This is a genomic window from Bacillus sp. EU52, assembly GCF_037964975.1.
GTDB classification, from domain to species: Bacteria; Bacillota; Bacilli; order Bacillales; family Bacillaceae; genus Bacillus; species Bacillus subtilis.
In genome coordinates this window covers 1,314,717-1,340,095 of the sequence record NZ_CP150177.1, presented here as the reverse complement: position 1 = coordinate 1,340,095, position 25,379 = coordinate 1,314,717, and the positions used below count along the sequence as shown (strand labels likewise).

At 46.1% G+C, this 25,379-nt stretch carries 27 protein-coding genes, 1 pseudogene and 1 riboswitch; of the genes and pseudogenes, 6 read left to right on the top strand and 22 right to left on the bottom strand.

Going from position 1 to position 25,379, the window contains the following annotated elements; all coding sequences use genetic code 11:
* Positions 1–62: 62 nt before the first annotated feature.
* Positions 63–2,351, top strand: coding sequence for a 5-methyltetrahydropteroyltriglutamate--homocysteine S-methyltransferase (gene metE, locus NSU05_RS07020; protein ID WP_038428849.1), 2,289 nt, complete (start codon positions 63–65; stop codon positions 2,349–2,351).
* Between the two features lie 172 nt (positions 2,352–2,523).
* Positions 2,524–2,994: a guanine deaminase gene (gene guaD, locus NSU05_RS07015; protein ID WP_003245084.1), complete on the top strand. Its 471-nt coding sequence runs from the start codon at positions 2,524–2,526 to the stop codon at positions 2,992–2,994.
* Positions 2,995–3,042: 48 nt separating this feature from the next.
* Here the strand turns inward: guaD and NSU05_RS07010 are convergent.
* Positions 3,043–3,212 (bottom strand): annotated as a pseudogene (locus NSU05_RS07010) (hypothetical protein).
* A gap of 34 nt (positions 3,213–3,246) precedes the next feature.
* The gene (locus tag NSU05_RS07005; protein WP_003232570.1) at positions 3,247–3,657 is read right to left on the bottom strand and encodes an organic hydroperoxide resistance protein; all 411 of its coding nucleotides are present in this window, start codon (positions 3,655–3,657) and stop codon (positions 3,247–3,249) included.
* Between the two features lie 142 nt (positions 3,658–3,799).
* Between NSU05_RS07005 and ohrR the strand changes: the two genes are divergently transcribed.
* The gene (gene ohrR / locus NSU05_RS07000; RefSeq protein WP_038428848.1) at positions 3,800–4,243 is read left to right on the top strand and encodes an organic hydroperoxide resistance transcriptional regulator OhrR; all 444 of its coding nucleotides are present in this window, start codon (positions 3,800–3,802) and stop codon (positions 4,241–4,243) included.
* Positions 4,244–4,273: 30 nt separating this feature from the next.
* On the opposite strand, the gene NSU05_RS06995 is transcribed toward ohrR, so the two are convergent.
* The 9 genes from NSU05_RS06995 to NSU05_RS06955 all read right to left on the bottom strand — a co-directional run bounded on the left by NSU05_RS06995 (position 4,274) and on the right by NSU05_RS06955 (position 11,241).
* Positions 4,274–4,699 carry an organic hydroperoxide resistance protein gene (locus NSU05_RS06995; RefSeq protein ID WP_003232574.1) on the bottom strand — a complete coding sequence of 142 codons (426 nt, stop codon included), beginning with the start codon at positions 4,697–4,699 and terminating at the stop codon, positions 4,274–4,276.
* Positions 4,700–4,824: 125 nt separating this feature from the next.
* Entirely contained in the window at positions 4,825–6,072 is a 1,248-nt protein-coding gene (gene proA, locus NSU05_RS06990) for a glutamate-5-semialdehyde dehydrogenase (RefSeq protein ID WP_038428847.1), read from the bottom strand.
* Between the two features lie 11 nt (positions 6,073–6,083).
* Positions 6,084–7,181 (bottom strand): glutamate 5-kinase, encoded by a 1,098-nt coding sequence (gene proB, locus NSU05_RS06985; protein ID WP_014479591.1) that lies wholly within the window; start codon positions 7,179–7,181, stop codon positions 6,084–6,086.
* A 350-nt stretch (positions 7,182–7,531) separates the two neighbouring features.
* Positions 7,532–8,434, bottom strand: coding sequence for a formyltetrahydrofolate deformylase (purU, locus tag NSU05_RS06980; protein WP_003245802.1), 903 nt, complete (start codon positions 8,432–8,434; stop codon positions 7,532–7,534).
* A gap of 70 nt (positions 8,435–8,504) precedes the next feature.
* Complete coding sequence (gene ykkD, locus NSU05_RS06975) at positions 8,505–8,822, bottom strand: multidrug efflux SMR transporter subunit YkkD (RefSeq protein WP_015252242.1); 318 nt, start codon at positions 8,820–8,822, stop codon at positions 8,505–8,507.
* On the bottom strand, positions 8,822–9,160 hold the full coding sequence (ykkC, locus tag NSU05_RS06970) for a multidrug efflux SMR transporter subunit YkkC (protein WP_038428846.1): 339 nt from the start codon (positions 9,158–9,160) through the stop codon (positions 8,822–8,824). The genes ykkD and ykkC overlap by 1 nt, the downstream gene beginning before the upstream one ends.
* A 77-nt stretch (positions 9,161–9,237) precedes the next feature.
* A riboswitch (guanidine-I (ykkC/yxkD leader) is annotated at positions 9,238–9,349 on the bottom strand.
* 32 nt (positions 9,350–9,381) lie between these two features.
* A complete protein-coding gene (locus NSU05_RS06965) occupies positions 9,382–9,900 on the bottom strand; it encodes a GNAT family N-acetyltransferase (protein WP_038428845.1) in 519 nt (172 codons plus the stop codon).
* Entirely contained in the window at positions 9,890–10,417 is a 528-nt protein-coding gene (locus NSU05_RS06960; protein ID WP_038428844.1) for a DinB family protein, read from the bottom strand. The genes NSU05_RS06965 and NSU05_RS06960 overlap by 11 nt, the downstream gene beginning before the upstream one ends.
* A 92-nt stretch (positions 10,418–10,509) precedes the next feature.
* The gene (locus NSU05_RS06955; protein WP_015715759.1) at positions 10,510–11,241 is read right to left on the bottom strand and encodes a DUF421 domain-containing protein; all 732 of its coding nucleotides are present in this window, start codon (positions 11,239–11,241) and stop codon (positions 10,510–10,512) included.
* A gap of 144 nt (positions 11,242–11,385) precedes the next feature.
* Here NSU05_RS06955 and NSU05_RS06950 point away from each other — a divergent pair, with 144 nt between their 5' ends.
* Entirely contained in the window at positions 11,386–11,610 is a 225-nt protein-coding gene (locus NSU05_RS06950; RefSeq protein WP_015252245.1) for a hypothetical protein, read from the top strand.
* A gap of 76 nt (positions 11,611–11,686) precedes the next feature.
* Here the strand turns inward: NSU05_RS06950 and hmpA are convergent, their stop codons facing one another.
* Positions 11,687–12,886: an NO-inducible flavohemoprotein gene (hmpA, locus tag NSU05_RS06945; protein ID WP_038428843.1), complete on the bottom strand. Its 1,200-nt coding sequence runs from the start codon at positions 12,884–12,886 to the stop codon at positions 11,687–11,689.
* Positions 12,887–13,124: 238 nt separating this feature from the next.
* Positions 13,125–13,643: an acyl-CoA thioesterase gene (locus NSU05_RS06940; RefSeq protein ID WP_003232595.1), complete on the bottom strand. Its 519-nt coding sequence runs from the start codon at positions 13,641–13,643 to the stop codon at positions 13,125–13,127.
* 159 nt (positions 13,644–13,802) lie between these two features.
* Here NSU05_RS06940 and NSU05_RS06935 point away from each other — a divergent pair, with 159 nt between their 5' ends.
* Complete coding sequence (locus tag NSU05_RS06935) at positions 13,803–14,663, top strand: dimethylarginine dimethylaminohydrolase family protein (RefSeq protein ID WP_038428842.1); 861 nt, start codon at positions 13,803–13,805, stop codon at positions 14,661–14,663.
* An 89-nt stretch (positions 14,664–14,752) separates the two neighbouring features.
* On the top strand, positions 14,753–15,802 hold the full coding sequence (gene pgl, locus NSU05_RS06930; RefSeq protein WP_038428841.1) for a 6-phosphogluconolactonase: 1,050 nt from the start codon (positions 14,753–14,755) through the stop codon (positions 15,800–15,802).
* Positions 15,803–15,846: 44 nt separating this feature from the next.
* Here pgl and NSU05_RS06925 read toward each other — a convergent pair whose 3' ends face one another.
* From NSU05_RS06925 to dppA, 9 genes are all read right to left on the bottom strand, one after another.
* Entirely contained in the window at positions 15,847–16,836 is a 990-nt protein-coding gene (locus NSU05_RS06925) for an oligopeptide/dipeptide ABC transporter ATP-binding protein (protein ID WP_003232600.1), read from the bottom strand.
* 12 nt (positions 16,837–16,848) lie between these two features.
* A complete protein-coding gene (gene eepC / locus NSU05_RS06920) occupies positions 16,849–17,739 on the bottom strand; it encodes a gamma-D-glutamyl-L-lysine dipeptidyl-peptidase (protein ID WP_038428840.1) in 891 nt (296 codons plus the stop codon).
* The gene (gene ykfB / locus NSU05_RS06915; RefSeq protein WP_038428839.1) at positions 17,736–18,836 is read right to left on the bottom strand and encodes an L-Ala-D/L-Glu epimerase; all 1,101 of its coding nucleotides are present in this window, start codon (positions 18,834–18,836) and stop codon (positions 17,736–17,738) included. Before ykfB ends, eepC begins: the two co-directional genes overlap by 4 nt.
* The gene (locus NSU05_RS06910) at positions 18,833–19,792 is read right to left on the bottom strand and encodes an LD-carboxypeptidase (RefSeq protein WP_031600421.1); all 960 of its coding nucleotides are present in this window, start codon (positions 19,790–19,792) and stop codon (positions 18,833–18,835) included. The genes ykfB and NSU05_RS06910 overlap by 4 nt, the downstream gene beginning before the upstream one ends.
* A gap of 87 nt (positions 19,793–19,879) precedes the next feature.
* The gene (dppE, locus tag NSU05_RS06905) at positions 19,880–21,529 is read right to left on the bottom strand and encodes a dipeptide ABC transporter substrate-binding protein DppE (protein ID WP_082201005.1); all 1,650 of its coding nucleotides are present in this window, start codon (positions 21,527–21,529) and stop codon (positions 19,880–19,882) included.
* Between the two features lie 2 nt (positions 21,530–21,531).
* Positions 21,532–22,539 carry a dipeptide ABC transporter ATP-binding subunit DppD gene (dppD, locus tag NSU05_RS06900; RefSeq protein ID WP_029727040.1) on the bottom strand — a complete coding sequence of 336 codons (1,008 nt, stop codon included), beginning with the start codon at positions 22,537–22,539 and terminating at the stop codon, positions 21,532–21,534.
* A 4-nt stretch (positions 22,540–22,543) separates the two neighbouring features.
* On the bottom strand, positions 22,544–23,506 hold the full coding sequence (dppC, locus tag NSU05_RS06895; protein ID WP_015252255.1) for a dipeptide ABC transporter permease DppC: 963 nt from the start codon (positions 23,504–23,506) through the stop codon (positions 22,544–22,546).
* A 5-nt stretch (positions 23,507–23,511) separates the two neighbouring features.
* Entirely contained in the window at positions 23,512–24,438 is a 927-nt protein-coding gene (gene dppB / locus NSU05_RS06890) for a dipeptide ABC transporter permease DppB (RefSeq protein WP_003245446.1), read from the bottom strand.
* 16 nt (positions 24,439–24,454) lie between these two features.
* Complete coding sequence (gene dppA, locus NSU05_RS06885) at positions 24,455–25,279, bottom strand: D-aminopeptidase DppA (RefSeq protein WP_033884945.1); 825 nt, start codon at positions 25,277–25,279, stop codon at positions 24,455–24,457.
* Positions 25,280–25,379 lie beyond the last annotated feature (100 nt).

Below are 25,379 nucleotides of genomic sequence, written 5' to 3'. Positions count from 1 at the left end.
CCTCTTAGCAGCCTGTATCCGCGGGTGAAAGAGAGTGTTTTACATATAAAGGAGGAGAAACAATGACAACCATCAAAACATCGAATTTAGGATTTCCGAGAATCGGACTGAACCGGGAATGGAAAAAAGCACTTGAAGCGTATTGGAAAGGCAGTACTGATAAAGATACGTTTTTGAAGCATATCGACGAACTATTTTTATCCGCAGTAAAAACACAAATTGACCAGCAGATTGATGTTGTGCCTGTTTCTGATTTCACACAGTATGACCATGTACTCGACACAGCAGTCAGCTTCAACTGGATCCCGAAACGTTTCAGACATTTGACTGACGCTACCGATACATACTTCGCTATCGCCCGCGGAATCAAAGACGCTGTATCTAGTGAAATGACAAAATGGTTTAATACAAATTACCATTACATCGTTCCGGAATATGACGAGAGCATTGAGTTCCGTCTGACAAGAAACAAACAACTCGAAGATTATCGCCGGATCAAACAGGAATACGGTGTGGAAACAAAGCCTGTGATTGTCGGCCCTTATACGTTCGTTACGCTTGCTAAAGGCTATGAACCGTCTGAAGCAAAAGCGATCCAAAAACGCCTTGTGCCATTATATGTACAGCTTTTGAAAGAGCTTGAAGAAGAAGGCGTAAAATGGGTTCAAATCGATGAGCCGGCGCTCGTTACCGCCTCTAGTGAAGATGTCCGCGGTGCAAAAGAATTATTTGAAAGCATTACAAGTGAGCTTTCATCCTTGAATGTGCTTTTGCAGACGTATTTTGATTCTGTTGATGCTTATGAAGAGCTGATCTCTTACCCGGTTCAGGGAATTGGCCTTGATTTCGTTCACGACAAAGGCAGAAACCTAGAACAGCTTAAAACACATGGCTTTCCGACAGACAAAGTGCTGGCAGCCGGCGTTATCGACGGACGCAACATTTGGAAAGCGGACCTTGAAGAGCGTCTCGATGCCGTTCTTGATATTCTCAGCATTGCAAAAGTTGATGAACTGTGGATTCAGCCTTCCAGCAGCCTGTTGCATGTTCCAGTAGCGAAACACCCTGATGAGCATTTGGAAAAAGACCTATTGAACGGATTATCCTACGCAAAAGAAAAGCTGGCCGAGCTGACAGCTTTGAAAGAAGGCTTAGTATCAGGAAAAGCGGCGATCAGCGAAGAAATTCAGCAGGCTAAGGCTGATATCCAGACGCTTAAACAGTTTGCAACAGGCGCCAATTCCGAACAAAAGAAAGAGCTTGAGCAATTAACCGATAAAGACTTCAAGCGCCCGATTCCGTTTGAAGAACGTTTAGCCCTGCAAAATGAATCTCTCAGCCTTCCGCTTTTGCCGACGACAACGATCGGAAGCTTCCCGCAGTCTGCTGAAGTGCGAAGCGCACGCCAAAAATGGCGGAAAGCAGAGTGGTCCGATGAACAGTATCAAAACTTTATCAATGCGGAAACAAAAAGATGGATTGATATTCAAGAAGAATTGGAGCTTGATGTCCTTGTTCACGGCGAATTTGAACGGACAGACATGGTCGAATACTTCGGTGAAAAGCTGGCCGGTTTCGCCTTCACTAAATATGCCTGGGTTCAATCATACGGCTCACGCTGTGTCCGCCCGCCAGTCATTTACGGAGATGTTGAATTTATTGAACCGATGACAGTGAAAGACACAGTCTACGCACAGTCATTGACTTCCAAGCATGTAAAAGGAATGCTGACGGGCCCGGTTACAATCTTAAACTGGTCTTTCCCTCGAAACGACATCTCGAGGAAAGAAATCGCCTTCCAAATCGGGCTTGCCCTTCGCAAAGAAGTTAAAGCGCTTGAAGACGCAGGCATTCAAATCATTCAAGTCGATGAACCAGCGCTGCGTGAAGGCCTTCCATTGAAAACCCGCGATTGGGATGAGTATTTGACTTGGGCGGCAGAAGCATTCAGATTAACCACTTCTTCCGTGAAAAACGAGACACAAATTCATACACATATGTGTTACAGCAACTTCGAAGATATCGTTGATACAATCAATGATCTTGATGCCGATGTGATTACAATCGAACATAGCAGAAGCCACGGAGGATTTTTAGATTACTTAAAAAACCACCCGTATTTAAAAGGGCTTGGCCTTGGTGTATATGACATTCACAGCCCTCGTGTGCCGTCAACTGAAGAAATGTACAATATTATCGTTGATGCGCTTGCCGTCTGTCCGACTGACCGCTTCTGGGTAAATCCAGACTGCGGATTGAAAACAAGACAGCAGGAAGAAACGGTTGCAGCATTGAAAAACATGGTTGAAGCTGCAAAACAGGCAAGAGCACAGCAGACACAGCTAGTATAATTTGAAAAAACCATCTGCATTTGGCAGATGGTTTTTTTCTATAATACAGCCACAATCGATTTCTTATTTAGCAAATCCCCCAATTACTTTGTTTATTTTGCACTTTTTTAAGAATGTTCTTTGCATTCTTTTCGGCTATACTAATAACACTCTATTGACAGGAGGGATTGGGATGAATCATGAAACGTTCTTAAAACGGGCTGTCACTCTCGCATGTGAAGGAGTGAATGCAGGAATCGGCGGGCCTTTTGGAGCCGTTATCGTGAAAGACGGAGCCATTATTGCAGAAGGACAGAACAACGTCACAACAAGCAATGATCCGACTGCCCACGCGGAAGTCACTGCTATTCGGAAAGCCTGTAAGGTGCTAGGAGCATACCAGCTTGATGACTGCATTTTGTATACGAGCTGTGAACCATGTCCAATGTGCTTGGGCGCCATCTACTGGGCCCGGCCTAAAGCCGTTTTCTATGCAGCTGAGCACACAGACGCTGCCGAAGCCGGGTTTGATGATTCATTCATTTATAAAGAAATTGATAAACCTGCTGAAGAAAGAACGATCCCCTTTTATCAAGTGACACTAACAGAGCATTTATCCCCGTTTCAAGCATGGCGGAACTTCGCCAATAAGAAAGAATATTAAAAGGATCAGGCATGCGCGGCCTGATCCTTGTTATTTCTCCAAGTAGCGCTATGCTCTGTGCAAATACAAAACAGCAATCATGCGCGCCGGAATTCAGCTTGGCAGACACCGAGCCAGCCGCTCCCTTCATCTGTAACTTTTGGTTTAAAGGCATGCTTCAAACGCTTCTCTGACGTTTTATCAAAAATCTGTGCCCGCCCCGCATGCTCCGACACCAAAAAAACATCCTGAGAACACTCAGGATGCCGGTCATTATTTTAATTCTAGTTTTACATCAACATTTCCTCTGGTTGCCTTTGAGTAAGGACAGAATTCATGAGCGGCGTTGACAAGCTCTTGTGCCTTTTCCCGATCTAAATCTTTCGTGTTCACAACAAGTGTGACACCGATTTTAAACCCGCCGTCGCTCTCATCCTTCATGAGGCTGACCTGCCCTTCAATCTCCGAATCAATTTCGATATTCTGCTCTTTGGCTACGTGTTCGAGCGCGCCGCCGAAGCATGCAGCATAACCTGCCGCAAAGAGCTGTTCCGGATTTGTGCCGGTTTGTCCTTCTTTCTTGGCATTTGGCATGACAATATCAAAATCAAGAACACCGTCATCTGATGTAATATGTCCTGCCCGTCCGCCTCGCGCGGTTACTTTTGCTGTAAATAGTGCCATATTTCCCAACCTCCTTATTTGTATCTAGTTGTTATATTTCCCTTTCTGATCTTTTTAAACATGCTATGTTTGCCGAGAATAGGAAAAGTGAGGTTTTTCAGATACAATAGAATCGAATGACAAAAAAGAGTTGGTGAACAAAATGGAAAATAAATTTGATCATATGAAATTGGAGAATCAGCTTTGTTTTTTGCTATATGCGAGTTCGCGGGAAATGACAAAGCAATACAAGCCGCTGCTTGATAAGCTGAATATAACATACCCTCAATATTTGGCTTTGCTATTGTTATGGGAACATGAAACGCTTACTGTCAAAAAAATGGGCGAACAGCTGTATTTAGATTCAGGGACGCTCACTCCGATGCTTAAACGAATGGAACAACAGGGTTTGATTACGAGAAAAAGATCTGAAGAGGATGAGCGGTCCGTGTTGATCAGCCTGACAGAGGACGGAGCGTTATTAAAAGAAAAAGCGGTTGACATTCCAGGGACAATTCTGGAGCTCTCAAAGCAGTCTGGGGAGGATCTCAAACAGTTAAAATCCGCTCTATATACATTGCTGGAAACACTTCATCAAAAAAATTGAGGATGCCTTGTACAGGCATCCTCTTTTTATTTATTCAGCAACTTCAAGTGTCACATCAATATTTCCGGAGGTTGCTTTTGAGTACGGGCAGACGCCGTGCGCTTTTTTCACAAGCGCCTCCAATTCTGATGCACTGACTCCTTCTCCTTTTACTTGCAGCGTCACACCCAGCTTATAGCCCTGGTCCGCTTCATCCTTTAACAGGCTAACATTCGCTGTAACCTCTGTCTCTACTTTTACCCGTTCTGTTCTTGCGACAAGCTGCAGGGCGCTGTCAAAGCAAGCTGCATAACCTGCTGCAAACAGCTGCTCTGGATTTGTCGCTTTTTCTAATTTCTTGGCTCTCGGTGTCCCCGGCATTGCGACATCAAGCTCAAGAACGCGGTCTGATGAAATGACCTTTCCTTCTCTTCCTCCTACCGCTGAAACAGTTGCTGTAAATAATGGCTGACTCATTTTTCATTCCCCCAATATATTTTATACAATTAAATTGTACACAATTAAATTCGAAATGTCAATTTTTCTCGTATAAAAAAGCTTATCTCGTAATGAGATAAGCTTTTTCATTGAACATTGCCCTGCTATTCACGGATTTGCCCAGTTCCTTTAATGATGTATTTTGTAGAAGTCAGTGCAGGAAGCCCCATCGGTCCTCTTGCATGAAGCTTTTGCGTGCTGATGCCGATTTCGGCTCCGTAGCCGAATTCAAAGCCGTCGGTAAAGCGGGTTGACGCGTTATGATAGACAGCGGCAGCATCGACAGCCGTTTGAAAATATGCCGCGTTTTTGTCATTTTCAGTTAAAATCGCTTCTGAATGATTGGTGCCGTATTGTTGGATATGCTTCACAGCTTCTTGGACGTTTTCAACCGTCTTTACACTGAGGACAGGCGCTAAAAATTCGGTTTCCCAATCTTCTTTTGATGCTTGTTTGCTTGAAGGATGAAGTTCACACACCAATTCATCACCCCGAATTTCAACTCCCGCGTTTTCCAGCTGGTCCAGCAATTCTTTCCCGTGCTGTCTTGCCCAAGCCTTGTGAATCAGCAATGATTCAATCGCGTTGCATACGGAAGGGCGCTGCGTTTTGGCATTTACGACAACCTTTTCTGCCATTTGCGGTTTGGCTGTTTCGTCAATGAATATGTGGCAGTTTCCTGCTCCCGTTTCTAATACAGGAACTGTTGATTCTCTCACAACGAGATCAATCAGTTTCTTGCCTCCGCGCGGAATCAATACGTCTAAACCATCATTTAACGTAAAGAGCTCTTTTGCTGTCTCTCTGCTCGTATCCTCAATCAGCTGCACAGCGTGAATCGGAAGCGCTGATTGCTCAAGTGCTCTGTAAATGACACTGACGAGCGCTTTGTTGCTGTGGATGGCTGAGGAGCTTCCCCGCAGCACAACCGCGTTCCCTGTCTTCAGGCAAAGGGTAGCCGCATCAACTGTGACGTTTGGCCTCGCCTCATAAATCATTCCTACGACACCAAGCGGCACACGGATTTTTTCAATAAACAGGCCGTTTTCTTTTTCAATCGTTTCAAGAGAGTCGCCGATTGGGTCCGCTAAGTCGATTAAGAGCTCCACCGCGTCCGCGATATCGCGTATACGTTTCTCATCCAATGTGAGACGGTCAATGATGTCCGGTGTTAGACCATTCTCTTTTCCGTTCACAATGTCTTTTGCATTCTCCGCCAAGAGAAAATCCAGTTCTTTGCGGAGTCCGTTTGCAATGAGGCTGAGCGCCTCATCCTTCTCGGCTGTTGTTTTCATGATCATTTCGGCTGCTGCTTCTTTCGCCAGCTTCGCTTTTACAGAAACTTCACTCATTTTTCCGCCTCCTAGTCTTTTACATTGACCCAGTCATTCCTATGAATAACCTCAAACGTTTTCTCAAAATCAAGTTCGTCACTGCGTTTGCCTTTAGCCTCCATAATCTCCTCGGAGGAGTAATGAGTTTGGCCTTTGCCGATCACGCCACCCGGTCCCCTGACTTCCACAACCGCCCCTTTCGGAAAGCTTCCGTTCACACCCACAACGCCAGCGGGCAAAAGGCTGCTTCCATTATGGATCATCGCCTCCTCGGCACCCGCATCAATGATAATTTCTCCCGATATCGGCGAGTGGAACTGAATCCACTGCCTCGTGTTGTTAACCGAAGATAGTTCTTTGTCTCCGATATAAGTGCCATCTCCCCTGCCGTCCAAAATGTCCGCAAGTTTTTGCTCTCCGCTGCCTGTTCCAATGAATACTTTCACTCCCAGAGACAGCGCGGTTTGTGCGGCTAACAGCTTTGATTTCATTCCGCCGGTGCCGACCTTTGATCCAGCTGAACCTGCATATCCAAGCAATTCAGGCGTGATCTCCGGCAAATAATCAAATCGTTTCGCCTCAGGATTTTCATTTGGATTGGCATCATACAGTCCGTTAATGTCGGTGAGAATCATGAGCTGGTCCGCGTGAATCAATCCGCTGACTAACGCAGAAAGCATATCATTATCTCCGAATGTCAATTCTTCAACAGACGTAGAATCGTTCTCGTTGATAATCGGAATGACGCCGCGCTCTAATAATTCCATTATCGTAGCATACGCGTTTCGGTACCGTTCTCTTTTCGAAAAATCATTTCTCGTTAAAAGGATTTGTCCCGGAGTCAGTGAGTATTGTTTAAATTGATTCATATATTGCTGCATTAACAGTGTTTGTCCGACCGCGGCCGCCGCCTGTTTTCCTTTGATGGTAACGGGACGGGATGGATAACCGAGGCTGGAAAACCCCGCCGCTACGGCACCCGAGGTAATCAGAATCATTTCATGCCCCGCTTTTTTTAACACGGAAATCGCCTGAACATGCTCTCTGATTTTTGCCTCATCAATGCTTCCTTTGCTATTCGTGAGCGAACTGCTTCCTATTTTCACTACTATTCTTTGTTTTTTCATTTATTCTCCTCCGCGGCTCTTCTACAATAAAAAAACCCATTTCATCCTGATTCATAAGGACGAAATGGGTTTCCGTGGTACCACCTTGATTGAACGCGCTTGTGCACGCTCCGCTCTCCTGTAACGCCAGGTTATGCGCCTAGGTTTTCCCCCTAGGACTCCAAGGCAGGTTCGGCAGGTTTCATGCGGCAAAATGTTTCAGCGATTCATTTTGCTCTCTGTCACAGAAAGGTCTGCTTACTAATCCTCTTCAACGCTCAATGATTTTTTTATATTATGCAAAGAAAAAAGACACTTGTCAAGGTTTTTTGTCATCAAAAATAGCCCGCATTGCGCGGGCCTCTTGCAGTCTAGTTAAAGACGATTGTTTTATTTTCATGAACGATGACACGGTCTTCCAAATGCCATTTCACAGCACGGGCAAGCACGCTGCGCTCAATTGTTCTTCCGATGTTTTTCAGCGCTTCCGCATTATCGCGGTGGTCCACACGCTCAATATCCTGTTCAATGATCGGCCCTTCATCAAGATCGTTTGTCACATAATGAGATGTCGCACCGATCAGTTTCACGCCGCGCTCGTAAGCCCGTTTGTACGGATTCGCACCGATAAAAGCAGGCAGGAATGAATGGTGGATATTGATGATGCGATTCGGATGAGCCGAAACAAAATCAGGAGTTAGAATCTGCATATAGCGTGCGAGCACGATGACATCAACATCGTACTGCTCCAGCAGTTCAAGCTGCTTCTTTTCGACTTCCGCTCTGATGTCTTTGTTCGCTTTCATATAGTGGAATGGAATGTTCAGGCGCTCAACCAGCTCTCTCGCTTCCTCATGGTTACTGATGACAACAGCGATCTCCGCCATCAGGTTGCCGGTTTGCCATTCCCAAATCAGCTCATGCAGGCAGTGGAGCTCCTTTGATACAAAAATGGCGACACGCTTCAATTCGCTTGCCAAAGTTAAGCTCCATGTCATGTCGAATTTTTCCGCAACAGAGGCAAACGCTGCCTGAAGTGATGATTTTTTTTCACGAATGCCTGCGCAGTCGAATTCGATTCTCAGGAAGAACCGGCCGCCTTCAGGGTCTGTCGTATATTGATTTGATTCTATAATATTGGCACCGTGTTCAAATAAAAACGCGGAAACTGCAGAGACGATACCCGGCTGATCGGGGCAGCTGACCAAGAGCCGACCTTTATCCTCATTTCCGTCACGGTATTCGTCCAACCGCTGAGTCATATATGATTTCATGAATAATCCCTCTTATCTTTGTAAGTCTAAACTATTTATCCATTATACTGAAGATTTGATAAAAATCAATTTATGACAGAATTTTTAAACCAACTGCTGAGCATAAAATCAACGCGATAAAGAAGATCCGTTTGGCGTCTTTCTGCTCCTTGTAAAAGAGGATGCCGATAAGCGCCCCGCCGGCGGTGCCAATTCCTGTCCAGACCGCGTAAGCCGTTCCCATCGGAATGGTTTCCATTGCGTACGACAGCAAGGAAAATGAAGCGGCAAAACCAACAATGATCAACAGCACCCATTTCACGCTTTTTTCTTTCGCATATTGATTCATAAGGGCCACGCCGGCCATTTCTAAACAGCCCGCGCACAATAAACTGATCCAGTGCAGCATTATGCCTCGCCTCCTTTTTCCTCTGTCTCATCCTGTGTCACAAGCTTCAACCCGATTACACCGATTAAGAGCACGCCAATTAACAATAGCTTCGGCCATCCAACCGGTTCATGAAAAAGAACGATTTCACTAAGTACTGTCCCCACTGTGCCGAGCCCGGTAAAGACGGCATACACGGTACCAACAGGCAGACTGTGAGTCGCCTTCATTAGAAGGTAAAAGCTGAATATGATGCCGATGGCAGTGCCGCTCCATGTTAAGGCTGAGTCAGCGTGCTTTAAGCCTATCACCCAAACAACCTCGAAAACAGCGGCAAGCACGACCAATCCCCATTTCATTTTGAGTCATTCCTTTCTATCTATTAAGATTCTCCGAAAACAAAAAAACCCCGGACAGTCGTCTCACATGAGATTGACTCTCCCGGGCTTTTTTCCCTCCGTGTGCATACGCGCTTCTATTTACGCGTATGTGTTTTCTCTCGGACCAGTCCATGTCAATTGACATGCGGAACCCTAGAAAACTTTACATGATATCATGATACTAAACTCAGCTCTATCTTTCAATTGTAAGATTTTCTTTCATATACCGCGATCGGTTTATTCCATTTTCTGATCGTTTTGCTGTAATGCATGCCGATTTTCTCCGCTACCCGTATGGACGCTTTGTTACCCGGATCAATCAAAGCCGCCATTTTGCCGAACTGCCGCTCGTTAAAGCCATAGTCCAGACAGGCCCGAGCCGCTTCTTGCGCATAGCCGTTCCCCCAGTGGCGGCGGGCAAACATATAGCCAATTTCCATTACGGTTTGATTTTCGATCTGCTGGGGAACGATGCCGCATTGCCCCAAAAACTCCCCTGTCAGCTTATCTTCGGCGATCCACAGACTAACGCCGTACCCTTTTTCATTTCGTTGGTTCCAATTGACCCACTCGCGGGTTTGCCTCTTATCTTTTAAACCGGAATAATATGTCATGACGTCAGGATCATTAAAAAGCAGCCCAAACAAAGTGGCTTGATCCCGATCTTCCATACAGCGCAAACGAATTCGATCAGTCACAAGCTTCGTTTTAGCGTTCATACTTCGCCACATCCTGCTTCCATTCTTTTTTGAGAGCTTCAATATGTGCCTGATGATAGCGGTTATGATCTGCCATATGCCAAATTCCCCATCGTATCGTCGCGGTGTCACCTTCGAAGGAAAGCGGCTGGTTCAAAGCATTTTCAGTTAAAGTGAAGCATACCGATTTCAGCTCGTCTACTACATGCTGATGTCTTTTCAGGAGTTCATCTAAGTCTGGCTGATTCACCGGTTCAGGCAGCCGTCCGCTTTCATCTGTCATCGGGCCGTATGCCTGTTCAATATGGTCCGGTATCCGATTTTCCTTGATACGCCAGACCCATCTGATATCAACATTTGTGATATGGTGCAAAAGCTGAGCCGTGCTGTTTTTTGTTTGGCAGCGCCCCTTATAGTAAAGTTCACTGTGTGTCATATGGCTTACGATGGAAGCCAGACGGAGACTGTTTTCTTCCACTGCGGAATACAGCAAACTGACCGTTGGCGCCATGTCGTTTCTTATGGATAAGTCCTTCATGTTCAGTTCCCCTCCTAACTAGGTACATTTGACACCAAACAAAAATTCCCTTTAAAAAAGAAAAAAAGCTCTCATTACAAGAGAGAGCCATCTTAATTGTTATTTCCCGGTTTATATAAGTAAGGATCATGCTGCGGTTCATTAGCGGTATTTAAATCAAGGGATATATCACCGCGTGCATTCATCGTGCCAAGGGTAATCGAAGACAGCAGTTTGGGGCTGTACCCTTTTTCCTCAAGCTTCTCAAACAGCCAGGATCGGTTTTTTTGGAGATATTTCAAATTATGATCAAGGATTTCGCCATCCAGTATGAGCGGAATCGGGATAAAATTCCGTTCAGCTTCCATATTCAAATCCCGCACCTGCACCGCTCTCGCTTCCTCTTTCGGGATGACGCTTACTTCTCCCGTTTCTTCAATGATAGCAAGATCAATGTCAGCCGGGTCGGCATAGCCCTTTTCCCTCAGCTTTCCGAGCAGTTCATTAACAGTCAGCCTTTCTTTACGAAGGCCGCGTTCATCAATATCCCCGTTTCGGATTAGGACAGTCGGGCTCACGACCAGGAGCCATCGCCATTTATTAGATAAAGAGAGCTTGCTCATGATAAGATAAAGCACCAAAAAAGCACCCGCATAATAAATTGACATCGGCAGCTTGGATGTAAGGATCGGCTCACTGATAATGGTTCCGATTGCGAAGGTCAAAAGCAGGTCAAAATTGTTCATTTGTGACACAGCTTTTTTACCGGCAAGCCGAAACAAAATATATGCAATCGAAAATACGATAACTGGCTTCAGTAAAAATACCCATACCATCCATAACACCGATCTTTACCTCCATCCGCTGGTCATATTGAGCCTATTGTGCCCCGTGGCAGGCCCTCTATGCATCAGTGTCTAGGCGAACGTGCATATCGCCTGAACATAACATAATAGAAAGTGACACCGATTGGAGGCGCAATACGCAATATGAAAAATCAGAAGTCGAATACCCTTTGGCCCTTTGATCTGCCATTGGCTCCCCAACCCGAGGGCTACCAGCAGCAAACAATCGACAGGCTGGCCGGTTTGGAGCTAAGGATGGAGCAACTAATTAGAGCGATTGAGGTAAACAATGAATTACTGAGAACAATGCAAGAACAGCAAAACCGTGTATGCACAAATGGCGGCGGGTCTGTGATTGTCCGGATGTAGAAACCGGCGCTTGTCTACCTTCTTATATCTCAATAAAAAACTCTTCTCTGAAAGGAGAAGAGTTTCATGTATGTGTTCAAACGGACTGCGCCAAACTTAATTGCGGGCCGAATAGCTCGTAATGGATAGATTCCGGCGCTGATCCGAGCTCTGATACAAGCTTATGCATTGCCGTAATAAACGACGGTGAACCGCAAATATAGTAATCCGCATCTGTGTTGGCAATCAGTTCTTTGAGGAATTGCTGATCAATCTGTCCTTCATGAAAATGCAGATCACCTGCACGGTCTTCCTCTGTCGGCTCGCGATACACAAATGCTGTTTTAACAGAAGAATGTTTTGCTGCTTCTTCTACTTCATGGCGCAATGCATGATATTCACTGTTTTTCGCCGCATGAATGAACAGAATTTGCCGTTCAGGCTGTTTGGAAACAGAAGTTTTAAGCATACTGATCATTGGTGTAATGCCAACTCCGGCACTGATCAAAACGAGATCTTTTTGTGATGCATGATCTAAAACAAAGTCCCCTGCCGGTGCGCTGATCTCTATTGAATCTCCCTCCTGCAGCCCATCGTGTAAGTAGGAAGACACGACACCATCTTTCTTCACTGAAATTCGATAATAGTCTTTTCCCGGCATATCAGACAGGCTGTACTGGCGGATATGCGTATATTCAGAATCAGGAATCCGCACTTTGATGCTGATATATTGCCCTGCTTGGAATTCAGGTAACGGCTTGCCGTCTTCCGGTTTCAAATAAAAAGATGTAATTTCTTTGCTTTCCCGCTCTTTTTTTGCGATAACGAATGGCTTATACTCCTTCCAGCCGCCGGCTTGCTCTTCAGCCTGTTCATACATGTCTTTTTCAATTCCGATGAACGCGTCAGCAATGACTCCGTACGCTTTTTCCCATGCCTGCATAATGTCAGGAGTTGCAGCGTCTCCCAATACATCTTTAATCGCAATCAGCAAATATTTACCGACGATTGGGTAGTGCTCAGGCTTAATTCCGATACTGCGGTGCTTGTGGCCGATTTGTTTGACAACCGGAATGATGTTTCCTAATTGGTCAATGTTTGCCGCAGCTGCAATAACGGCATTTGCCAGTGCAGTTCGCTGTGTTTTTTTCTTTTGGTTTGTTTGATTAAAAATGTTCAAAAGCTCTGGATGGTCTTGAAACATCCGATCGTAAAAACGGCCAGTGATTGTTTCTCCATGCTGTTGCAATACGGGTACAGTGCTTTTAATAATGTCGATTGTTTTGTTATCTAACATTTTATAAACAATCCTTTCGAAAAGATGTATTTAAAATATATCTTTAAAATACATGATCTTACGAATAAAAGATATATCTAAAATGAATCTTTAATAAAGTTGTCACAAAATTATCAATTTAACATGACATTTGTTGCTTTTTTATAGAATCCCCTAGCAAAAACGGACTAACCATTGTAATAATCACCATTGAAAAGTACAAAAAAACCCAAAACAACTTATGTTTTGGGTTTAACGTTCACCAAGGCTTATCAGTTCCGAGCGCATTTGCAAGCGCCTGGCTGTGTTTCTTGCGGTTCTTACGTTCATTAGCGCGCTGTACAGCTGTATTATGCAGCATGATTTCTTCTTCTGTTTCCGGTACAACCCTCGGTACAGGCACCGGCTTGCCATTTGAATCTAATGCGACAAACGTCAAAAAGGATGTGGCAGCGAGTTCCCGTTCGCCAGTCATCAAATGTTCTTTAATGACTTTCACAAATACTTCCATAGAAGATGTGCCGACCCATGTCACATAGGACTCTAGGCAGACAGAATCCTTTTGCCCGATCGGCTTTAAAAAATCTACAGAATCCATTGAAGCTGTTACCGTTTCACGTCTGCAATGGCGCGCCGCTGAAATAGAGGCAATGTCGTCTATGTAGCTCATTAATTTTCCGCCAAACAGCGTATTATGGTTGTTCGTGTCAAGCGGGAACACCCTGCTGGTTTTCACAACCTTTGACTCTTTACAAAATCTTGTTTCCGGTGTTTCCATACCTTTCTCCCCTTTGATGTCTGATCTTTTAGCTAAATGCACTTATATTCTCCTATTAAACAATATTCTCTTCCATTTGTCTAAAATTTAAAATGGTTTAATGATTTTCATGATGAGGGAATAATAAATGTATTCTTCACACTTTAGGAGGAAAAACAAATGGACGTATCCATCCCGAAATCTCAGCACAAAACGGTATGCCGAACGGAATACGGCACACTTCAGAAAGTGATCTTATGCAAACCTGAGCACATGACCATAAAAGATGTTATAAACGAAACACAAAAACATTTTGAAGATGACAATATTCATGTAAAAACCGCTAACGACCAGCACAGCCGCTTAGTGGAGGCACTTAGGTCACACAACGTTGAGGTCGTCCTTTTGCCCGTTCGCGACGGGCTCCCAGAACAGGTTTTTACTAGGGACATAGGATTTGTCATCGGAGAAAAAGCCTTTCTGTCAAGCATGACTGAACCGATTCGCCAAGGAGAAGAAGCCGTTATAAAAGATTTTTTTCACAGCCAAGGTATCTCTTACACCCGCATGCTTGATACGAGTATTGAAGGCGGAGACGTCATTATCGATGATGACATTGTCTATGTCGGAATCAGCCAGCGCACCGACATTTCAGCTATCGGCCAGCTGGAAGAGGCACTTCCTGAATATACGATCGTTCCAGTGAAGCTTCATGAAAAATTTTTGCATTTGGACTGCGTATTTAACATTATATCTGAAAGCGAAGCGTTAATTTATCCACAGGCCATTGAGCCAGATGCAGCCGATATGCTGGCAAAACGTTATGATCTTATTGAGGTGCCCGAGGACGAACAATTTACGCTTGGCACCAACGTCCTTTCAATCGGAAAAAAAACGATCATCAGTCTCCCTGGCAACCGCCATGTCAATCAACAGCTATCGAAAAGAGGCTATCACATTATCGAAATTGACCTGTCAGAAATTATTAAATCAGGCGGCTCCTTCAGGTGCTGCACAATGCCGCTGATTCGAGGCGAATGAAGAATCTTCCCCTTTTTCATGTTTTGAACAGCTTATTTTATCAAGATACGTTAATATAGAGGTGACATCATTTTTAAGGGGGAAATCGCATGACAAAATACATAGGATATGTGGGAACATATACAAAAGGCGGAAGCGAAGGAATTTATTCATTTGAGCTTGATACTGAGAAAAAAGCACTCAGCGAGCCAAAGCTGGCCGCTAAGCTGGGCAACCCGACATATGTGGCGCCGAACAAAAACAACACCATCCTTTATTCCATCGAAAAAGCAGACGGCCAAGGCGGAGTTGCTGCCTATCAAATCGATAAAAACAGCGGCGAATTGACATTTCTGAATCATCAGTTAATTGATGGCCCTTCGCCATGCCACGTAAGCGTTGATGATCAAAATCAATTCGTACTGACTGCCAATTATCACAGCGGGAAGGTACACGTTTTTCCGGTTCAGGAAGACGGCAGCTTGCAATCACCTGTTTCAGAGGCCGCTCACACAGGAAAAGGGCCGCACGAAAGACAAGAAAAACCGCATACACACTACGCGGGGTTCACACCTGAACACAATTATGTGGTAGCGGTTGATTTAGGTATAGATAAGCTCTACACCTATAAGCTTAAAGACGGTGTGTTGACTGAATCCGGAAGCCATTCCTTCGCTCCCGGTGCAGGACCTCGCCATATCGCTTTTCATCCGAAAGAAAAATACGCTTATGTCATGACAGAATTAAGCAATGAAGTGATTGCGCTTGAATACAACCCGACAGCCGGCGAATTTAGAGAAATCCAAGTCGTTTCTGCCATCCCTGATGATTTTACAGATAACAGCCAGGGAAGCGCAATACATGTCACGCAGGACGGACGTTTTGTTTATGTCGCAAACCGCGGCCATGACAGTATCGCCGTATTTGAAGTGAATCAATATTCAGGAGAGCTGGCTTTCGTAGAAAGAGTGTCGACAGAAGGAAACTGGCCTCGTGACTTTGTATTTGACCCAACGGAAGAGTTCCTCGTTGCTTCAAATGAAGAAACAGGCAACCTTGTCTTGTTTGAAAGAGACAAAGAAACCGGCCGATTGACACTCCTCCCATCAACGGTTTCTGTCCCTTACCCGGTTTGTGTAAAGTTTTTACATCAAGTATAATCAAATGGAGTGGCTCTAGTAAAAAGGAGCCACTCTTTTTATTTTTATCTCACTTTTTCCTTCGTTTCAGCATTTCGATACAAATGGCAAGCGACAAAACGGCCGGGTTCGATTTCTTGAAGCTGGGGACGAGATTCTCCACATTCAGGCATCGCCTCAGGACAGCGGGTCCGAAACACGCAGCCGCTTGGCGGATTGACCGGGCTCGGCAACTCTCCTTTTAAGAGAATACGCTCACGCTTGTCCTCCAATTCAGGATCTGGAATTGGAATCGAGGACAAAAGCGCCTTTGTATAAGGATGAAGCGGTTCACGATACAAGGTGCCGCTCTCTGTAATTTCCATCATGTGCCCTAAGTACATAACACCGATCCTGTCACTGATATGCTTCACCATCGAAAGATCATGGGCAATGAATAAAAACGTTAGCCCTTTCTCTTTTTGAAGCCGCTTCAGCAGATTGACCACCTGCGCTTGAACAGAGACATCAAGTGCAGAAATCGGTTCGTCCGCCACGATAAATTCAGGATTCAGCGACAGTGCTCTCGCAATCCCGATTCTCTGCCTTTGCCCGCCGCTGAATTCATGCGGATAACGGCTGCCAAAATCGGGATGAAGCCCAACTGCCTCAAGCAGCTCGTCCACGACGAGAAGCCGTGCTTTATGGGTATTGTAGAGGTTATGAATCTCCATTGGCTCCAAAATAATTTCTCGAACGGTCATGCGCGGGTTAAGTGAAGCATAAGGGTCCTGAAAAATCATCTGCAGTTTGCGGTTGAAGGCAAACTGCTCTTTTTCACTTAGTGCATGAAGATTTGTGCCGCGGTATGTCACGCTTCCTTCTGTCGGCTGATAAAGGCGCATCAGCACTCTCCCCAAGGTTGATTTCCCGCACCCTGATTCCCCGACTAGCCCGAACGTTTCTCCTTCACGAATCTGAAAGGTGACCCCGTCGACGGCTTTGACTGTCCGCTTTTTCCCTGCGTCAAAATGCATTTTTAGCTGGCTGACCTCTAACAAAGGCAGTGGCGTCATTTGTCTCCCTCCTTATTCTGAAAAACAGCGGCGCACCGCACAAAGTTCTTTTTCATAGATTGTGTCTTTTAATGTAAGGATTTCGATTGATTTTCCTGTCTTTGGAGAATGAAGCATTTTCCCGCCGCCTACATACAGACCGACGTGATGAATCGCTCCTTTTCCTTCCTCATAAGCAAAAAACAGCAGGTCACCGGCTTTCATATCATCAAGTGGGACACCCTTCCCCGCCTTAGCCTGATCTCCCGCATCACGGGGGATGCTATATCCATTTGCCTTAAATATACTGTACATAAATCCGGAGCAATCAAACCCAAACCCGCTGATCCCTCCCCACAGGTAGGGAAGGCCAAGGAAAAACGCACCCGTTTGAATGATGTCTTCAGCAGTCCCTTTCTGTTGGCTGACAGGCACTGCATCACTTTGCTTCACAAACCTTTCTCCCAAAACGGTCGAAACCTTAAAATATCCTTTTTCTTCTGCAATAAGGGGGAGAACTGTCAAAAAGCTCAATTCGATCTCCTTTTCTCCATTGCTTTTGTACAAAAAGGCAGCAGGTTTGCTGATCATCACATCGTGTTGTGTATGGATGGGCTTTGTTTTTTCCAGCTGGTTCTTTTTCATCCAGCCTGGGTATCCGCGCGGATCCTTTCGGGATGGCTGGCTAGGCACGATCACAGAAACCCATTCCTCCTGTTCCGCTGTCACAAGTACCTTTTCGCCAAAGAGAACCTGAGTTTGGATTACATTGTCTGTACATAATCCAAGCCGTTCATCATACGTCATGCGCTCCAGCCAGTCTCTGATCCTTACAGTCGGTTGAAGCATGAATTGATCAGACGGACGCGGTGAATCAGGCGCTGTCCAGATGTTGGCCACTGCTGATATGACAGTGTGCATCATTGCTCTTTTTCCCCTTTCAAAAGCGCAGCCCCGGTGATTCCGAGGCCCGGTTTGCCAGGCATCGAAACCGTGCTGCCGCTATATGTTATGCCGCCTTTGAATACATCTGTTTTCAGCATCAGCGGCGCGTCAAAATCAAAGCGTGTGATGTTTCTCTTGCTTGCCGCAAAATGCGCCGCGGCCGTAATGCCCAGCTTCGTTTCGATCATGCTGCCGACCATACACTCCACCCCGCAGGCCTCCGCCATGGCATTAATTTTCTCTGCTCCGCTGATGCCGCCCGCTTTCATCAATTTAATATTGATCAAGTCTGCGCTCCGGGTTTGCAGAACTTCGAACGCCTGGCGCGGTGTAAAAACACTTTCATCAGCCATAATCGGCGTATCTGTTGCATCTGTCACCTTTTTAAGCCCAGCGAGATCATCTTTATGGACAGGCTGCTCGACAAGCTCAATGCCTAGGCCCGCATCCTCCATTTTCCGAATGGCAGTTACCGCTTCCTTCGGCCTCCACCCCTGATTAGCGTCTAAACGCAGTTTCACAGCTGATCCGACACGTTTTCTGATTTCCTGGATACGGGCGATATCTGTTGCAATATCATCTTTTCCGACCTTTATTTTCAGCGTTTGAAAGCCTTGTTTGAGATAATTCTCGGCATCAGCTGCCATCTCTTCAGGTGAGTTGACACTGACGGTATAATCTGTTTCCAGCGTATCTCGATATCCGCCAAGCATTTGATAAAGCGGCAGCCCGCACATCTGCGCCCAGCCGTCGTATAGCGCCATTTCTACAGCAGCCTTCGCGCTCATATTTCCTGTAAGAAGATGCTGGATGTCGTGCAGAATGGCCTCACAGCCGGACAGGCTTTTTCCAAGCAATGCCGGTTTTAAAACATTGTGAATGGCACTTTCAATGCTATCCATGCTGTCTCCTGTAATCACTAACGTCGGGGGTGCTTCTCCCCATCCGACTGCACCGCTGTCATAAGTAATCCTTACTATGACTGATTCAGCCGTATACACAGTGCGAAGCGCGGTTTTAAACGGCTTTGTCAGCGGAACGGCGATTCGGCTTGTTTCGATTCGAATGATTTTCATGTCTTCAGCGCCCCTTCTGAAACGCCCGCCTCTATTACGACTGTTTTTTCTGCTGTATTCATAGCAGCTTTCGCACCGATCGGAACGGCAATACTTGGCGAGCAGTGGCCGATTTTAAATCCTCTCAGAGCAGGCCTGCCCGCAGAAATAATATAGTCTTCCAGCACCTGCTCAAGCGAGAGAGACTTCTCTCGCTTCACCGGGACACAATTGTGAAAATCACAAACTAGAATTCCGGCCGCGTCCGTCAGCTTCCCCGCCATTTTCAACTGATTCAGCATTCGGTCGATTTGATAAGGCTCCTCGTCAATATCTTCAATAAACAGAAGCTTTCCTCTCGTATCAATTTCAAATGGCGTGCCCAGTGTAGACGTCAGCAAAGACAGATTTCCCCCGACAAGCTCGCCTTCCGCTTTTCCAGGAACAAGCGCGGTCAGCGGAGAAAGCTCTTCTGTATAGGTGAATTCCGTCTCTTGGAAGAGCTGCTTATATGACGCTTTTGTCAGCGGGTGAACGTCGTCAAGGCCAATATCCGAGCTGAGCATTGGGCCATGGAAGGTGACAAGACCTGTGTTTTGATGAATGGCAGTATGTAAAAACGTAATATCGCTGTATCCCCAAAAGATTTTAGGGTGTTTGCGGATCAAGCTGAAATCAATGCCCGCGGCGATACGTCCTGTCCCAAAACCCCCGCATGCGCACAACACTGCTTTTACCTCCTCGTCTCTGAACATCTCATGGAGATCCGCCAGCCGCTCATCATCCTGTCCCGCTAAATAGCCGTGCTGGTTTTTCAGCGCCTTGCCCAACTTCACCTGAAGACCGAGCTCTTCTAAAAATAATAGCGCGGTGTCAAGCTTTTTTTGATCCGGCGGACTTGCGGGCGCGATCACTCCGACTGTATCACCCTTTTTCAGCGCTTTCGGCTTGTAATTCAACGAAAACACTCCTTTCATTTGCTCTGCACCCTACGTATACGTGCAAGAAAGAGAAAAAATACCGCTCCTTCGCATAAAGAAGCAGTATTTCCTCAATCACCGCCATCAGTTTTTATCTGCCCATTTTAAATCGATATAGCCGACAGGGTGACGGACAATTCCCTTTACTTGTTCATTTTGCAGGTGAACCTGATTATAAAAATAAACCGGGATGATCGGCGCTTCATTGATGAGCAGCTCTTCAGCTTGATGCATAAGAGAGAACCGTGTTTTTTCATCGGCTTCATTTTTCGCCTGTTTGATCAGCTGATCGTATTCTTTATTGGCCCAGCCTGTGCGGTTCATCGAATTACCCGTTTGAAAGGCTTCCAGAAAACTGATAGGGTCTGCATAATCAGGCAAAAATGAGCTTTGAGAGAATTGGAATTTCAGCGCTTTTTGATCCTCTAAAAATACGTTCCATTCCATATTGGCCAGCTTTACATCGACTCCAAGGCTATTTTTCAATTTTTGCTGAATAGCTTCGGCAATCTTTTTATGCTCCGGCTTTGTACTGTAAGTAAGCGTGATCGCAGGAAGCTTATTATAGTTTTCTTCCTTCATGCCCTTTTCGAGCAGCTGCTTCGCTTTGCTTTCGTTAGGCTTGATCAAGTCTCCGCCTGCTTCACGGAAATCTTTGCCGTCATGCTGCGTAAATCCAGGCGATACAAAGGCGCGCGCCGGTTTTTCATTATTTTTCGTGACGTACTTTACAATTTCCTCTTGATCCACAGCCATCGCAAAGGCTTTTCTGATGTTTTCATTTTGAAACGGCTCCATGTTGACATTAAATCGATAGAAATAGAGACCCGCCTGGTCAACAATATTGACGTTATCCTGATCAAGCAGCTGATCACTCAGCTCAGCAGGGACATAAGCGGTATCAAGTTCCCCTGATTGAAACATCTGGTAATCTGTATTTCTGTCACTGACCATCGCCCATTTCACCTTATCAAGCTTCACTGTATCTTTATCCCAATACGTGTCGCTTTTCTCCATTGTGATGCTGTCATCATGCTTCCATTCCGTCAGCTTAAACGGGCCGTTTCCGACAAATGTATCTGCCTCAGCAAACCACTTCGGATTGTCTTTATCGACCTTTTCATTTACCGGAAAATACGCAGGATTGGACACAACGCTCAGAAAATATTTTTGCGGTGCTTCCAGTGTAACTTCAAGGGTTCGATCATCCTTTGCCGTCACCTTCACATCGTCTTTTTTCCCTTTCCCGCTGTTATATGCTTCGCCGCCTTCAATAAAATAACCTAGGAATGCCGATGAAGCGCCTTTTTTCGGATCAAGCATCCGCTTCCACGCGTATTCGAAGTCTCCGGCTGTTACAGGATCTCCGTTTGTCCATTTCGCATTTTCCCGAATCGTAAATGTGTAAGTTTTATTATCTTTCGAAACAGACCATTTCTCCGCCATTGCCGGCTCGGGCTCATGATCTTTGCCAAGACGCGTCAGCCCCTCCATGATGTTATTTAACGGCTGCCATGACACATTATTAAAGCCGATCGGCGGATCGAATGAAGTCGGTTCATTTTCATTATTTACATACAGCACCTTTTCTCCGCTGGTTTTTGCCTTATCATGACTGCCTTCTTTTCCGGCCTGTTCATTTGCTGTGCACCCCATCAGCGCAAACGAAAGTCCTAATGCAAGACCCATGCCCCATAGCTTTTTCACTCGTTTCATCCTCTTCCCCCTTTTCATGTTCAATCCTTCGCATCTCCTGACAGCACCGCATGCTCTGCTCGTTGATCCTGCAGCCAGCAGTTGACGGTGTGCGAGTCAGATCTGATCGTCTGGCCCGGGTACACCCTGTCACACACAACCATCCTGTTCGGACAGCGGGCGGCAAACGGGCAGCCCGGCGGAGGCGAAAATAAATCCGGCGGCGTTCCGTCGATCGGGATCAGCTCCGCTCCATCTAAATCCAGCCGCGGGACAGAAGCCAGCAGTCCTTTTGTATAAGGGTGCTGCGGCTGATAAAAAATATCTTTTCTCGTGCCGATTTCCGCCATTTTCCCGGCATACATGACTGCGACTCTGTCAGCTACCTGGGCAACGACCCCTAAATCATGTGTAATCAGGATGACAGACACATTCGTTTTTCTCTGAATCTCTTTAAACAGCTCTAAAATCTGTGCCTGAATGGTTACATCCAGGGCGGTGGTCGGTTCATCCGCAATTAAGATGTCAGGCTCGCAAATCAGCGCCATCGCAATGACAATCCGCTGTCTCATGCCGCCGCTGAATTGGTGGGGATATTGCTTTAGGCGCTCTTCGGGATCTGGAATACCAACCAATGACAGCATGGAAAGCACCTCTTTCCGTGCCGCTTTTTTGCTCATTTTTTTGTGGCGCAATAGCGCTTCCCCCAGCTGGTCGCCGACAGTCAGCGTAGGGTTTAACGCCGTCATCGGGTCTTGAAAAATCATAGAAATGTCGGCTCCCCTTATACCTCTCATTTCTTTGTCAGAGAGACGGCAAAGGTCTTTGTTTTTAAATAGAATGCTGCCGTCTGTCACCTTCGCCGAATAAGGCGGAAGCAGGCCCATGATGCTTTGGGAGGTAACGCTTTTGCCGCAGCCGGATTCGCCGACGATCGCAAAGGTTTCTCCTTTATACAAATCAAAGCTCACCCCTCTGACCGCCTGAACCGTCCCGCCGTAAGTCGTAAAAGACACGTGCAGATTTTGGACTGACAGAACTTTTTCCATACAGCTACCTCCTCAGCTTAGGGTCAAGCGCATCCTGCAATCCGTCCCCCAGCACATTAAACGCGTACATCGTCAGAGATATGAAAAAGGCCGGAAAAAACAGGCGCCACCAATGCCCAGATAAAATCGTGGGCAGGCCGTCATTCGCCATCACGCCCCAACTTGCAAACGGAGCCTGTATGCCGAGGCCGAGAAAGCTTAAAAATGATTCTGCGAATATGGCGGCAGGTACGGTTAATGTCATTTGTACGATGATCGCTCCCATAGTATTCGGCAGCAAATTCTTCCGGATGATGCGAAAGGTTTTCGCGCCAAAGGTTTTCGAGGCGAGTACATATTCATAATTTTTAATCTGAAGCACCTGGCCTCTTACAATTCTCGCCATGCCGACCCACCCGGTCACAGTCAGCGCCACAATAATCGTGCCCAGTCCCGGCCCCATGAGCACCATCAGCAAAATGACAACAAGCAGGTACGGCAGTCCGTACAGCACTTCGATAATCCGCATCATAATGCTGTCAACCCTGCCGCCTTTATAGCCGGCAACGCCTCCGTAAATGACACCGATCAAAAAATCAATCAGTGCTGCCATCACGCCGACAAACAACGAGATTCTCGCGCCATACCATGTCCGGGTAAACACATCCCGGCCGAGTTCATCGGTGCCGAACCAATGATCGGCTGAGGGCGGAAGATTTTGTTCTGTCAGCGATTGGCGTACGACACTATGGGGCGATAAAAAGGGCCCGATAACTGCCATGACAAAAAGAAATAAAAGAATAAAGAGTCCGGCCATCGCTAATTTATTTTTTTTCAGCCTCCTCCAGGCATCCTGCGTGTATGATAAACTCGGCCGCTTGACCGAATCGGCTTCCCGATTTTTTTCCTGATTCGAGACAAACCACTCATCAGGCACCTGATTGTGCTGTTCTGGCTGGCGTTCATCCGTTTGTACAGGGAGATTCACACGCTTCACCCTTTCTTATGCAGTTTAATGCGCGGGTCTAAGAGACCGTAGGCCAAATCGACCAAAAACAGCATGATAATCAGAATGACGCTGTAAAAAACGGTCGTTCCCATAATCACGGGATAGTCCCGCTGATTAATGCTTTCAACAAAATATTTTCCCATTCCCGGAATGGCAAAGATTTTTTCAATGACAAAGCTTCCTGTTAAGATGCTGGCGACGAGTGTGCCCAGGACGGTAATGACGGGCATGAGTGCATTTCTGAGTGCGTGTTTTACGATAATTTTGAATGGAGAAAGCCCTTTTGCTTTTGCTGTGCGGATATAATCCTGTGTCAGAACTTCGACCATGCTCGACCGTGTCAGCCTGGCAATGATCGCCATTGGCCCTACAGCAAGCGCTGCGGTCGGAAGCACCATATGAATCGGGCTCGTCCATGTCGCAGCAGGAAATAGTTTGAGATTGACAGCAAATTGCTGAATGAGCAATGTTGCCAGAATAAAATTCGGGATGGAGATGCCGAGTACTGCAAGACTCATCGCGGCGTAGTCCAAAAAGCCATTGCGGCGGAGTGCAGCGATTACGCCCAGCACCAGCCCAGAAATCACAGCAATGACAATCGCTGTCATCCCAAGCTCAAAGGAAACGGGAAATCCGCGTTCCAGCATATCATTTACGCTGTCCGACGGTTTTTTAATTGAAGGTCCGAAATCGAATGTAATGATGGATTTTAAGTAGAAAATGTATTGGAAAATGAGAGGATCGTCTAAGTGATAGTAGGCTTCGAGATTTTTTTGAACGGCTTCATTTGTGCCTCTCTCCTCGTTAAAAGGAGATCCGGGAATGACCTTCATAAGAACAAAAGTCAGGGTGGTAATCACCAAAATTGTAGCTGCCATTGCCCAAAAACGCTTTATCATGTATCGCGCCAAAGCCTAAAACACCCCTTTAGCAGAATGATGTTCGCATCGCAAGCTCAGTCATGACAAGCATCGCCTGATAGGCTTCAAGCATGTCCTTCGCCTGAAATTGAACGGTTGTAGTTCCCGTCTTGATTTCCGTTCCCGGCATCAGATTCGCCCATTCTGCTTGGCCATAATTGGCGAATTCAATGCTCAGAACTGGCCTGTCAGGCGGGGTGAGCGGCTTGACTTTGTCCTTGTTTTGCAGGGCAAACGCAGTTTTTTCTGTCAACAGCCGTCCGGCTTTCGCAGGGGACAAGCACTTCACTGCGGATCTTGAAATGGTTTGTTTGACTGCGGCTGTCGTCACGTTCGGGATAAGCTCTTCTGCTTCCTTCGCCGCCCGGTCATCCCCGGCTACCAGTAATACCGGGACATCATAATAACCGGCAACGTATGCATTTAATCCAAGCTCACCGACAGGCCGATCGTTTATGTAAAAATGACGGACGCCGAAAATCATGCTGTGTGACATGACACCGGGAGTCGAGGCTCTCGCATGATAACCGAGAAACAAAGCGCCTGTAAACGTATCATCCAGTCCCTCCACCATTGAAAATGGTTTGACGTCACCAGAAATCAAGTCTGCTTCAGGGTGAAGCTTTTCAACCATCAGATTATTCATCTTCGAATGACTGTCATTGACCAGCACCTCGGTACACCCGCTGTTAAACGCTTCAGCAATACAGTAGTTTGCTTCTTCAGTCATGATAAGCCGTCCGCGTTCATAATTCCGCTTGCCGGAATCCACAAAGGTATCGTCCGGAAGACCCGAAATACCTTCCATATCTACTGACATGTACAATTTCATAACGCTCCTCCTTTTTTACTAAATTATGAATATTCTAACAGATTATATTAAAAAAAGAGGAAAAATGCAATATAACTGGGAAAAATCTCAATCATTCAGT